Annotated in this window: 11 protein-coding genes and 1 pseudogene; all 12 read left to right on the plus strand. The window is 68.5% G+C overall.

Annotation, left to right across the window (positions count from 1 at the left end; genetic code table 11):
* The first annotated feature begins 164 nt into the window (after nucleotides 1-164).
* The 12 genes and pseudogenes from CWC60_RS07600 (at nucleotide 165) to CWC60_RS07655 (ending at nucleotide 11,943) form a co-directional block, all read left to right on the plus strand.
* Entirely contained in the window at nucleotides 165-827 is a 663-nt protein-coding gene (locus CWC60_RS07600) for a cytochrome c3 family protein (RefSeq protein WP_109793375.1), read from the plus strand.
* Nucleotides 824-3,781: a 4Fe-4S dicluster domain-containing protein gene (locus CWC60_RS07605; protein WP_109793376.1), complete on the plus strand. Its 2,958-nt coding sequence runs from the start codon at nucleotides 824-826 to the stop codon at nucleotides 3,779-3,781. Before CWC60_RS07600 ends, CWC60_RS07605 begins: the two co-directional genes overlap by 4 nt.
* Entirely contained in the window at nucleotides 3,774-5,096 is a 1,323-nt protein-coding gene (gene nrfD / locus CWC60_RS07610; RefSeq protein ID WP_109793377.1) for an NrfD/PsrC family molybdoenzyme membrane anchor subunit, read from the plus strand. Before CWC60_RS07605 ends, nrfD begins: the two co-directional genes overlap by 8 nt.
* Nucleotides 5,093-5,626 (plus strand): DUF3341 domain-containing protein, encoded by a 534-nt coding sequence (locus tag CWC60_RS07615; RefSeq protein ID WP_109793378.1) that lies wholly within the window; start codon nucleotides 5,093-5,095, stop codon nucleotides 5,624-5,626. The genes nrfD and CWC60_RS07615 overlap by 4 nt, the downstream gene beginning before the upstream one ends.
* Entirely contained in the window at nucleotides 5,623-6,171 is a 549-nt protein-coding gene (locus CWC60_RS07620) for a c-type cytochrome (RefSeq protein ID WP_109793379.1), read from the plus strand. The genes CWC60_RS07615 and CWC60_RS07620 overlap by 4 nt, the downstream gene beginning before the upstream one ends.
* Nucleotides 6,168-7,238, plus strand: coding sequence for a hypothetical protein (locus tag CWC60_RS07625; protein ID WP_109793380.1), 1,071 nt, complete (start codon nucleotides 6,168-6,170; stop codon nucleotides 7,236-7,238). The genes CWC60_RS07620 and CWC60_RS07625 overlap by 4 nt, the downstream gene beginning before the upstream one ends.
* Nucleotides 7,235-7,594 (plus strand): hypothetical protein, encoded by a 360-nt coding sequence (locus tag CWC60_RS07630; protein ID WP_109793381.1) that lies wholly within the window; start codon nucleotides 7,235-7,237, stop codon nucleotides 7,592-7,594. The genes CWC60_RS07625 and CWC60_RS07630 overlap by 4 nt, the downstream gene beginning before the upstream one ends.
* Nucleotides 7,591-8,400, plus strand: coding sequence for an SCO family protein (locus CWC60_RS07635; RefSeq protein WP_109793382.1), 810 nt, complete (start codon nucleotides 7,591-7,593; stop codon nucleotides 8,398-8,400). The genes CWC60_RS07630 and CWC60_RS07635 overlap by 4 nt, the downstream gene beginning before the upstream one ends.
* Nucleotides 8,397-9,383 (plus strand): cytochrome c oxidase subunit II, encoded by a 987-nt coding sequence (gene coxB, locus CWC60_RS07640; protein ID WP_109793383.1) that lies wholly within the window; start codon nucleotides 8,397-8,399, stop codon nucleotides 9,381-9,383. Before CWC60_RS07635 ends, coxB begins: the two co-directional genes overlap by 4 nt.
* Nucleotides 9,380-11,009: pseudogene (locus CWC60_RS07645) on the plus strand (cytochrome c oxidase subunit I). Before coxB ends, CWC60_RS07645 begins: the two are co-directional and overlap by 4 nt.
* Nucleotides 11,010-11,112: 103 nt before the next feature.
* The gene (locus tag CWC60_RS07650) at nucleotides 11,113-11,658 is read left to right on the plus strand and encodes a cytochrome c oxidase subunit 3 (RefSeq protein ID WP_206419817.1); all 546 of its coding nucleotides are present in this window, start codon (nucleotides 11,113-11,115) and stop codon (nucleotides 11,656-11,658) included.
* Nucleotides 11,659-11,661: 3 nt separating this feature from the next.
* Nucleotides 11,662-11,943 (plus strand): cytochrome C oxidase subunit IV family protein, encoded by a 282-nt coding sequence (locus CWC60_RS07655; RefSeq protein WP_109793385.1) that lies wholly within the window; start codon nucleotides 11,662-11,664, stop codon nucleotides 11,941-11,943.
* Nucleotides 11,944-11,956: the final 13 nt, after the last annotated feature.

Here is an 11,956-nt window from a genome sequence, read left to right on the forward strand (position 1 = left end):
TCCCCCTGTTCGGGGGCGGGTCGATAGGTGCGCGCGGCGCGTTCAACTTGAAATGACCACCGCGGCGCTTAGCTGAATCCAGAGACAAGCCATCCCGCGCCATGCCGGCTACGGCTGTGGCGCCCAAGAAAAAGTCGGCCTCGCCTGCAAGGGGGGAAGTCCGAATGGCGCAAAGGTTTCCGCCCCATGCCAACGTGCTCGCGCGCGCAGTTCTGCTCGTGCTGGCGGTCGGCGCGGCGGTGCTCCTGAGCGGCGGCTTCCTGTTCGTGCATTCCGACGGGTTCACCGGCGAGGGCCGGGTGGTCGAGCAGCCGGTGCCCTTCAGCCACGCCCATCATGTGGGCGGGCTCGGAATCGGCTGCCGCTATTGCCACGCCGGAACCGAGCGCGCGCCGGTCGCCGGCATGCCCTCGACCGAAACCTGCATGACCTGCCATTCGCAGCTCTGGACCGAAGCGGAGATGCTGCGGCCCGTGCGCGCGTCTCTCCGTCTGGACAGGCCGTTGCGCTGGAACCGCCTCCACGACCTCGCCGACTACGTCTATTTCGACCACAGCGTGCACGCCGCGCAGGGCGTCGGCTGCGAGACCTGTCACGGCCGCGTCGACCGCATGCCGCTCACCCGGCAGGCGGCGCCGCTGACCATGGACTGGTGCCTCGAATGCCATCGCGACCCGGCGCCACGGCTGCGGCCGCCGGACGCCGTGTACGCCATGGGCTGGCAGCCGCCGGAGGGGCAGTCACGCCGCGCGGTCGGTGCGGCGGTGATGCGCGCGCGCGGCATCCGCACCGCCGGCCTCACCGACTGCTGGGTCTGTCACCGATGAGCGCGCGGGACGACACCACGGATCCGCCGGACTACTGGCGTTCCCCCGGTGGCGGCTACGTCTCCTCACCGATGCAGGCGGGGCCGGATGCACCGGGCGCAGACCCGACGCCGCCCGTGGATCGGCGCGGCGCGCTGAAGTTGCTCGCCGGGGGCGTGAGCCTCGCCGGGCTGGCTGCCTGCGAGCCGGCCCCGGAGGAAGAGATCGTGCCGCGGGTGACGATGCCGGAATACGATCTACCCGGCCGGCCCACCTATTATGCTACGGCGCTGGAACTCGCCGGCTACGGCATGGGCCTCCTGGGCGAGACCCATTCAGGACGGCCGACGCGGCTGGAAGGCAACCCGGACCACCCGCTGAACGGCCGCGCCACCGACGCCTTCGCCCAGGCGGCGATCCTCGATCTCTACGACCCGGGCCGTTCCCAGGCCGTGCTTCAACGCGGCGATGTGTCGACCTGGGACGACTTTGCCGTCGATCTCGCCGCCAGCCCGCTCGGCGATGGGGCAGGGGTGCGCCTGCTGACGGGCCGGGTTGGTTCGCCCAGCCTGCTGGCGGCGATCGAACGGTTTCTCGAGTACCATCCACGCGCGCGCTGGCATGTTCACGAGCCGGTCGGGCGGACCGCTGCCGCCGACGGCGCCAAAATTGCCTTCGGCGAACGCCTGGAGGCGGTGCATCGCCTGGACGGCGCGCGCGTGATCCTTTCGCTGGACTGTGATTTCCTCTCGCCGGAAGAACCCGCCCACCTGAAACATGCGCGGGATTTCGCCGCCGCGCGTCGGGTATCCGGACCGGATGGCGACCCCCCGGCGCGACTCTATGCGGTCGAGAGCACGCCCGCCCTGGCCGGCGCGGCGGCCGAGCATCGACTGCCGGTCCGCGCCGATCGCATCGAGGCGCTGACGCGCGGCCTCGCCCAGCGGCTGGGAATCGCTGTCGCGGCGCACGGGTTGACGGCCGGAGAGCAGTATTGGCTCGACGCCGTCGTGCGCGATCTCGAAAGCCATCCCGGCCGGGCGCCGGTGCTGGCCGGCGTGACCCAGCCACCGGCGGTTCATGCGCTGGTGTGCGCGATCAATCGGCGGCTCGGCAATGACGGGCGGACGGTCGGCTATATCGCGCCCGTTGCGGCGGAAGGACAGGGCGGCCTGGCCGAGCTGGCCCGAGACATGGAAGCGGGCGCCGTCGGGACACTGATCATGCTGGAGACCAACCCCGTCCACACCGCGCCGGCTGATATCCCCTTCGGTCGTCTGCTGGCGGAGCGCGTCGAGCGCTCGATCCATTGGGGTCAGCAGCGCGACGAAACCGCCGTTCGGGCGCGCTGGCATGCGCCGGCGAGCCACCCGCTCGAAAGCTGGGGCGATGTGCGCGACTTCCTCGGGCATGTGACGCTGCAGCAACCCCTGATCCGCCCGCTCCACCGGGGGCGGACGGCGCTGCAGTTCATGGCTGCGCTGGAGGGCGAATTCGACGCCGATCCGCGGCTCCTGCTGATGGACTACTGGCGCGAGCGCGGCCTGGACGGCGACGATTTCGATACCGCCTGGCGCAGCGCTCTACGGCAAGGCGTCGTCGACGGCACGGCCGAGCCGTGGCGTACGCCGGCCCTGCGTTCGGGATTCATTGCCGAACTGCCATCGCCGAAGGCGGAGCCCGAAGCCCTCGTCCTCCAGTTTCGCGCGGATCCGGCGGCCTTCGATGGCCGCTTCGTCCACAATCCCTGGCTGCAGGAACTGCCGCGTCCGCTGAGCAAACTGGTCTGGGCCAATCCCGCTCTGATCTCGCCGTCGCTCGCGGCGCGGTTGAAGGTGGAGAACGGCGATGTCGTCCGGCTCGAAGTGGGCGGGAGCACGCTTGAAGCGCCGGTCTGGGTGTTGCCCGGTCAACCCGACGAGGCGGTGACACTGACGCTTGGCTATGGCCGGGCTGGTGGACCGCTGGACCGCATCGTCGGCGTCGACGCGTACCGCCTGAGGACATCCGGCGCGGAGTGGGTGCGTCCTGGCGTGCGGATCGCGCCGACCGGCGAGCGGAGGCCGCTGGCCAGCACGCAGCATCACCACGAACCCGAAGGCCGCGGTATCGTCCGGCGGGCCGACTGGGCGGAATTCGTCGCTGACCCGGATTTCGCCCACGCCCACCGCAAGCCGCCGGAGACCTCGCTCTATCCCGAGCCCGTCCCGGGCCCCGCCGCGGGCAGCGGAGACGGCGCAGGACCCCAATGGGGCATGGTGATCGACTTCGACGCCTGCATCGGCTGCAACGCCTGCGTCGCGGCCTGCCAGGCGGAGAACAACATTCCCGTCGTCGGCCCCGAGGAGGTCGCGCGTGGCCGTGAGATGCACTGGCTCAGGATCGACCGCTACCACGCCGGTCCGGCGGAGAACCCGGATACCGTTTTCCAGCCGGTGCCCTGCATGCACTGCGAGAACGCGCCCTGCGAATATGTCTGCCCGGTCGAGGCCACGGTGCACGGCACGGAGGGCCTGAACGAGATGGTCTACAACCGCTGCATCGGCACCCGCTACTGCTCCCAGAACTGTCCCTACAAGGTCCGCCGCTTCAACTGGTTCGACTATGCAGGCCCCGACGCCGGCATTCCGACCCCGGCGGAACAGAAGAACCCGGGCGTCACCGTCCGGGCGCGCGGCGTGATGGAGAAATGCACCTATTGCGTCCAGCGGATCAGCCGCGCCCGGATCGCGGCGAAGCGAGAGGACCGGCCGATCCCCACGGACGCGGTACGCACGGCCTGCCAGGACGCCTGTCCGGCGGAAGCGATCATCTTCGGCGACGTCGCCGATCCGCAAAGCGAGGTGAGCCGGTGGAAGGCCGATCCTCGCAACTACGGCATGCTGGAGGAACTGAATACAAGACCGCGCACGACCTACGTGGCCGGTGTGCGCCACCCGAACCCGGAACTCGACGGGGATGCGGGCAATGGCTGAGCGCGCGGCGGCGGAAGTGCGGGACGAGACCCTGGCCGCGCGCCTGGCCGGTCTGGTGCTCGGGCGGCGGACGCCCGCGGCCATGCTGGTCGCGCTGCTGCTCGCCGGCCTGCTCGCCATGGCGTTTCTGGCCGCCATCCTTGCAGTCGTGATCTGGGGCGTCGGGCTGTTCGGTATGAACATACCCGTCGCCTGGACCTTCCCGATCGTCAACACGATCTGGTGGATCGGCATGGCCCATGCCGGCACCTTGATCTCCGCCATCCTGATGCTCACGCGCCAGGGCTGGCGCGCGCCGGTCACGCGCATGGCCGAAGCGATGGCGATGTTCGCCATCCTCATGGCCGGCATCTTCCCGCTGCTGCATCTCGGGCGGCCCTGGTTCTTCTACTACCTGCTGGCCTATCCGGGGACCACCGGGCTCTGGCCGCAATGGCGCAGTCCGCTGGTCTGGGACTTCGCAGCGATCCTAACCTATCTGGTCTATACGGCGACATTCCTCTACGTCAGCCTGCTGCCCGACCTCGCAACCCTGCGCGACCGCGCGCGCAACGCCAAGGCGCAGATCTTCTACGGACTGCTGGCCATGGGCTGGCGCGATTCCGTCCGCCACTGGCGGCGGCACCGGCAGGCGAGCCATGTGCTCGCCATCCTCGCCGCCCCCATCGTGGTCACCGTGACCGGAATCATCTCGCTGGATCTCGCCGTCAGCATCGTGCCCGGGTATCATTTCACGATCTTCCCGCCCTATTTCGTCGCCGGTGCGATCTTCTCCGGTTTCGCCGCGGTGATCATGATCGCGGTCGTCATGCGGTCGCTGTTCGGGCTGCACGATCTGGTCACGGCCGATCACCTCGACCGACTCGCCCGGCTGATGCTCGGTTTCGGCCTGATCGTGAACTACGCCTATCTGATGGAGATATTCACCGCCTTCTATACCGGCGAGGCGTTCTACCGGAACGTCTATATCGACCGCTGGACCGGGCCCTATGCCCCGGTGTGGTGGACCATGATCGTCTGCAATGTCGTGTTGTTGCAGGCGGCGTGGTTCCGCACCGTCCGTCGCTCGGCGCCGGCGCTGTTCCTGCTGGCGACGGCGGTCAATGTCGGCATGTGGCTGGAACGCTACCAGATCGTGCTGACCAGCACCCATGCGGACTATGTGCCCTCGGCCTGGGGCGAGGCCTGGCCGACGCTCGCGGACGCCGTTGTGCTGGCAGGTTCCATCGGCGCCTTCGTCTTCCTGTTGCTGCTGTTCGCGCGGATCGTGCCGATCGTCTCCATCTCGGAGATGCGAGAGGCGGGCCGATCATGACCGGCGGGCGGGAAATCCATGGCATCGCCGCGCGTTTCGCGGACCGCGATGCGCTGCTGACCGCCGTGCGGCAGGCGCGCGCGGCCGGTTACGAACATGTCGAGGCCCACGCGCCGGCGGCGGAACCGGAGATCGAGCGCGCCCTCGGCGAAAGCGGAAACGCCGTGGCCTGGATCGCTACCGCAGCGGGGGTCGTCTGCGCCCTGGCCGCGTACGCGCTGCAGTACTACGCCGCCGTGGTCGACTTTCCCTTCAACGCCGGGGGGCGGCCACTGCACGCCTGGCCGCCTTTCCTGGTGGTCGCCTTCGCCGTCGGCCTGCTGGGCGCCGTGCTGGCCACGGGGATCGCCCTGTTCGTGCAGAACGGCTTTCCCGCCTACTACCATCCGATCTTCCATGTGGATGGTTTCGTCGCCGGCGAGGGCTACGTGCTCGTGGTGGCGTCGAGCGATTCCGGGTTCGAGCGTGATGCCACCCGGAATTTTCTCGACCGCCTGGGCCCCGTTGCGGTGCAGGAGGTGCCGCGATGACGGGTCGGCGGATGATGGCAATCGTCGTTTCGGCGCTGGCCGCCCTTGCCGCCTGCGATCAGCCCGAAATGCGCGATCAGGCGAAGGTGGAGGCCTATGAGACCGCATCGGACCTGCCCGGGGGGCTGGCGGAGCAGCCCCGTCCCGAGGGCGTCGTCGCCAGGGATGAGCGGATCGCCCCGGCGCCGCCCCGTCCCGAGACGACGCTGGCGCTGCTGCGCCGCGGGCGCACCCTCTACAACAATATCTGCGCGCCCTGCCACAGCTACACGGGCGACGGGCGCGGCATGGTGGTCCGCCGGGGGTTCCCGCCGCCGCCCAGCTTCCACACCGCGGCTCTGCGGCGGGCCGGTGGCGACCACTTCTATCGCGTCATCACCGAGGGCCGGGGCCTGATGTACGCCTATGCCGACCGTGTCGCGCCAGAGGACCGCTGGGCGGTGGTCGCCTATGTCCGCGCCCTGCAACTCAGCCAGCACGTCCAGGCGGCTTCGCTGCCCGCTGCGTTGCGCATGCGACTGCCCGAAGGGGAGGCGGTGCAATGACAGGCTCGGGCGCGCGATATCTCTTCGCTTTCGGCGCCGCATCCGGGGCGGTGCTCTGCATTGTCGGCGCCCTCACCGACCTGGGCGGACTGATGCAGGCGCTCGCCGCCGCCGGCCTGTTCTGGCTGGCGCTGCCGCTGGGCGCGATGGCCATCTGCATCGCTCATGGCCTGACCGGCGGCGCCTGGGGCCGGGCCACGGATGTTCCGGTGCGTGCGCTCCTCGCCACGCTGCCGGCGGCGCTGCTCCCCTTCGCGGTGATCCTTGCCGCCGGCCCCGAACATGTCTTCGCCTGGATCGATCCGCCGGCGGACCTGCGACATCACCTGGCCGACAAGCGGTTCTATCTGGATCAGGGCTTTCTGACCGCCCGGTTCGTCCTCCATGCCGTCATCTGGATCGGTCTTGCATGGGCGTTGGGCGCATGGCGCACCGGATTTCGCCCGGACCGCGGCCTCGCCGCGGCCGGCGCAGTGCTGTGGGCGTTGAGCGTGACCTTCTTCAGCTTCGATTGGGTGATGTCGCTGGATCCGCACTGGTATTCCGATGTTCTTGGTGTGGTCTGCATGGCCGCGTTCACGGCGCCGGCCATGGCTGCCGCCCTGCTGCTTTCTCTCCTTGGCGAGACGCCGATGGACCGAGGCGTCCGCGATTTCGCGACGCTGTTGCTCGGCGTGTTGCTGATCTGGGTCTTCACCTCCTTCGTGCAGTTCCTGATCATCTGGATGGCCAACCTGCCGCACGAGATCGGCTGGTATCTCGACCGCGCTGCCGGCGGCTGGCGTGTCGTCACCGTCGCCATGACCGCCCTGTTCTTCGCCGTTCCCGTTCTGCTTCTGGCCATGCCGGCAGGCCGGCAGAGCCGGCGCGCGGTGCGGCTCGCCGCCGGCGCCGTGCTTTTCGGGCATCTGCTGCAAAGCCTCTGGCTCGTGCTGCCCAGCCTTCACCACAAGGGCCCGGCCCTCTTCTGGCAGACACCGGCGGCGCTGCTGACGGTTGGCGGCCTGGCCGGCCTGAGCGGCAGTCTTCATTACCGGCGGAACGCCGGCGGGGGAGGGGCAGAATGAGCGGCCGGACGGAACAGCGCCGCTATGGATCGACGGAACTTCCCGCCGGCCGGGCGCTGCGCGGCGCGCTGCTGTTCCTGGCCGTCGTTGGCGTGCTTGCCGCCCTGGCCATCTCTCTGGGCAGGTGGATCTGGCCCGCGCCGCCGGGACAGGCGGCGATCGTCGAGGCGCCGCCCGTTGTGGGTCCGGCCTCCCAGCCCGCGCCCGAAGCCGATCTGGAGCGGATGCAGGCACAGGCCCGGGCGCGGCTGGAGAGCTATGGCTGGGTCGACCGCAAGCGGGGCATCGCTCGCATTCCCGTGGAGCGGGCTATGGAACTCCTGGTGCAGCGCCGTGAGGGGGAGGCGGAGCCATGAGCAAGGCGAGGTGGCTGTCCGCCGTGTTCCTGCCGGTGCTGCTTGCAGCGGGCGCGTCTGGGGCGGCGCAAACCCAGCGCGACATGCAGGCGCGGATCGGCTTCGACCAGAAGATAGGCGCGACCGTGCCCGCCGATATCGCCTTTCGCGATCGCCATGGCGAGCGCGCGCGGCTTGGCGATGTTCTGGACGGCAAGCCGGCGGTGCTGGTCATGGGCTGGTACTCCTGCGCCAACATATGCCCGGTGATCTTCCGCAATCTGGGAGACGCCCTGCGCAAGGTGGCGTTCGCCCCGGGCGAGGACTACCGGTTGATCACGCTCAGCATCGATCCCGGTGACGGTCCGGACGAGGCGCGCCGGGCATTGGCCGATCTTGCGGGCGCGGGCAACGCGCCGCCGGCGCACCTGCTTGTCGGTCGCGAGTCCGAGATCTCGGCGCTGTCGGACGCGGTCGGCTTCCGATTCGTTCACGACGCCGAGCGCGACACCTACGGACACCCGGCCGGACTGATCCTGATCGACGGGCAGGGCCGGGTGAACCGCTATCTCGTCGGGATGGAGTTTCAGTCGGAGGACATCGAACTGGCCCTGCTGGAGGCAGGCCGGGGGGAACTGGGTTCGGTCGCCGACCGTCTGGCGCTGCGCTGCTTCACCTTCGATCCGGAGACCGGTCGTTACAGCCTGGCGGTGACGAACATTCTCCGCACTGCCGGGCTGGGGTCGGCGGTTCTGCTGGGAGCCGGGCTGGTCCTGCTGCTTGTCCGCGAACGCCGCGCGCGGCGCCGGCGGGAGGAGGGCGCATGAGCAGGCAGGCGCCCTCCTACATCGCCGATGCGCCGGGCGAGCTGCTGCTCTGGCCGGAGCAGGCCTCCTCGGTGGCGCGGGAACTGGACTACCTGTTCTATTCCCTGGTCGGGGCCTCGGTCCTGGCCGTGGTCCTGATCGGCGGGACGATGTTCTGCTTTACCATCTACTACCGGGCCGGATCGGGCCGCGGCCGCGGTTCCGGCTTCATCGAACGCCATTCGCGCCGGATCGAGATAGGTTCGGTCGTGGCGACGCTGATCATCTTCCTGTCCATATTTGCCTGGGCGGGTTCCCTCTACTTCCGGGAGTTCTCCGGTGCGCCGGGGGCGATGACAGTCAACGTCGTCGCCAAGCAGTGGATGTGGAAGCTCCATCATCCGAACGGCGTACGGGAGATCAACGAGCTTCACGTGCCGGTCGGGCGGAAGATCGAACTGCGCATGACCTCGCAGGACGTCATCCACAGCTTTTACGTGCCCGCCTTCCGGCTGAAGCGGGATGTGCTGCCCCACCGCTATGTCAGCATGTGGTTCGAGGCGACAGAGCCTGGCGTCTATTCACTGTTCTGCGCCGAGTATTGCGGCGCCGATCATTCGCGAATGCGCGGAAAGGTCGTCGCAATGCGCCCCGGCGACTTCCAGCAGTGGCTGGCGGAAAGGGAAGCCCCCCTGTCACCCGCGGAGGCCGGTGAAGCGCTGTTCGCCGCGCTCGGCTGCTCGGGGTGCCACAGTCCGCGGTCCGATGTCCGCGCTCCGTCCCTTGCGGGCCTGCACGGTCAGCCGGTCCCGCTCGCCGGCGGGAGCACGGTGATTGCCGACGACGCCTATCTTCGGGATTCCATTCTGCTGCCGCGCAAGTATGTCGTGGCCGGTTATCAGCCGATCATGCCGAGCTACGAGGGGCAGGTGAGCGAAGCCGAGATCCTCGAACTGATCGCTTATATCCGCTCCCTCGATACGGTCGTGGAGAGCGGCCGATGAGCGCCCGGGGCGAAGATGTGCGCGCCGACACCGGCAGCTATCTCGCCGGCGACCGGTCGATCCGCGCCTGGCTGACGACCACGGACCACAAGCGGATCGCCTGGCTCTACCTCGTCTCCATCACCGCTTTCTTCTTCGTCGGCGCGGCGGCGGCGCTGGCCATCCGGCTCGAATTGCTGACCCCCAATCCGCTGTTCTTCGATTCGGAGGCCTACAACCGCCTGTTCTCGCTGCACGGCATCGTCATGGTCTGGTTCTTCCTGATCCCGTCAATTCCGGCGACGCTGGGCAACTTCCTGCTGCCGATCATGATCGGCGCAAAGGACCTGGCCTTCCCGCGGCTCAACCTGCTGTCCTGGTACATCTACGCCCTGGGCGGGCTGTTCACGGTGCTGACCGTGATCGTCGGCGGTGTCGACACGGGTTGGACCTTCTATACGCCCTACAGCAGCATGTTCGCGCATTCTGCGGTGGTGTTGGCCGCGACCGGGGTCTTCGTCGTCGGTTTCTCCTCGATCCTGACCGGCATCAACTTCATCGTCACCACCCACACCATGCGGGCGCCGGGGCTGAGCTGGTTCCGGCTGCCGCTGTTCGTCTGGGCGAACTACGCCACCGGCCTGATCATGGTGCTGGCGACACCGGTACTCTCGATCACCCTTGTCCTGATCCTGCTGGAACGCACCCTGGGGATCGGCGTCTTCGATCCGGCGCTGGGCGGCGATCCGCTGCTGTTCCAGCACCTGTTCTGGTTCTACTCCCACCCGGCGGTCTACATCATGATCCTGCCGGGCATGGGGGTGGTGAGCGAGATCATCGCCTGCTTCGCGCGCAAGCCGGTCTTCGGTTATCGAGCGATGGCCTACGCAATCCTGGCGATCGCGCTGATCGGCTTCCTGGTCTGGGGACACCACATGTTCATCGCCGGGCAGTCGATGTACGCCAGCCTGGTGTTCTCCTTCTTCAGCTACCTCGTCGCCGTGCCCTCGGCCGTCAAGGTGTTCAACTGGACCGCCACCCTGCACCGCGGCCGCATCAGCCTGACCGCGCCGATGATCTACGCCATGAACTTCGTCGGCTTCTTTCTGGTCGGCGGGCTGACCGGACTGTTCCTGGCAGCCCTGGCGGTGGACGTGCATCTGACCGACACCTATTTCGTGACGGCCCATTTCCACTTCATCATGGTCGGCGGCATGGTCACGGCCTATCTGGGCGGGATACATTTCTGGTGGCCGAAGATGACCGGCCGGCTCTATCCGGAGATCTGGGCCCGCGTCGCGGCCGTGACGCTGTTCGTCGGCTTCAGCGCGACGTTCCTGCCCCAGTTCCTGCTGGGCTTCGCCGGCATGCCGCGCCGCTATCACACCTATCCCGACCAGTATCAGTTGCTGCACGACATCTCGTCGGTCGGCGCCATCGTCCTGGGGGCGGGCTATCTGATGCCGGGGGGCGGGCTATCTGATGCCGGCGGTCTACCTGCTCTGGTCGCTGATCTGGGGCCGCCGCGCAGGATCGAATCCCTGGGAGGCGATCGGCCTCGAGTGGTCGATCCCGTCGCCCCCCGGCAAGCACAATTTCGAGGAGCCGCCGCGTATCGGCGGACCGCCCTATGCCTATCGACGGTGAGCGCGCCAGCAACGAGCCCGGGGCGGCCCATTTCGAGGACGCGGGGCAGGAGCGTCAGGCACATCTGGCGGGCATGTGGCTCTTCCTGGCGACGGAGCTGCTGTTGTTCGGGGGGCTCTTCTGCGCGTACGCCGTCTACCGGGTCAGCTACGGCCCGGCTTTCGCCGCCGCCGCCGGCGAGCTTGATCTCAAGCTGGGTGCCATCAATACCGCCATCCTGATCACCAGCGGTCTGGCCATGGCGCTGACAGAACCGGCGATGGCGGCGGGCCGGCGCAGGGCGGCGCTGACCCTGCTGGCGACGACGGGTGCGCTGGCGCTCGTATTCCTTTCCATCAAGGGCCTGGAATATCACCATGAAATCGGCAAGGGTCTCGCGCCGCTGCCGGGGCTGGCGTTCCGCTATGACGGGCCACGGCCGGAGCAGGCGGAGATGTTCTTCAACTTCTACTTCGCCATGACCGGCCTGCACGCCCTGCACATGGCGATCGGCGTCGGGCTGATCGGCTGGATGGCGGCGCGGATCGCACGCTGGCGGAGGCCGGCGAAGCTGGAGCGCCGGCTGCGGATCGTCGGCCTCTACTGGGCCTTCGTCGATGCGGTCTGGCTGCTGCTCTTTCCCACGCTCTACCTTTTGCGGGGAGGTTGAACGATGCGGGATGTGGCGCGCGGCGTTCTCGCCTGGATCGTGTTGCTGGGTCTGCTCGGCCTGTCGCTGGCGCTGACGGATCTCGACCTCACGCCCTGGCGGGTCGCGGGTCATCTGGGCGTCGCCGCGCTGCAGGCCGCGCTGATATTCGCCGTCTTCATGCGGCTGAGGGAGGCCGGCGGGCTGGTGCGCGTGATGGCGCTCGGCGGGCTGGTCTGGCTTGCCGTGCTCTTCGGCCTGACGTTGCTGGACTATGCCTTCCGCGCGCCCTCCGGCGTTTCGTGAGGCCGGCCCGGAC

It is taken from the genome of Minwuia thermotolerans (assembly GCF_002924445.1).
GTDB classification, from domain to species: domain Bacteria; phylum Pseudomonadota; class Alphaproteobacteria; order Minwuiales; family Minwuiaceae; genus Minwuia; species Minwuia thermotolerans.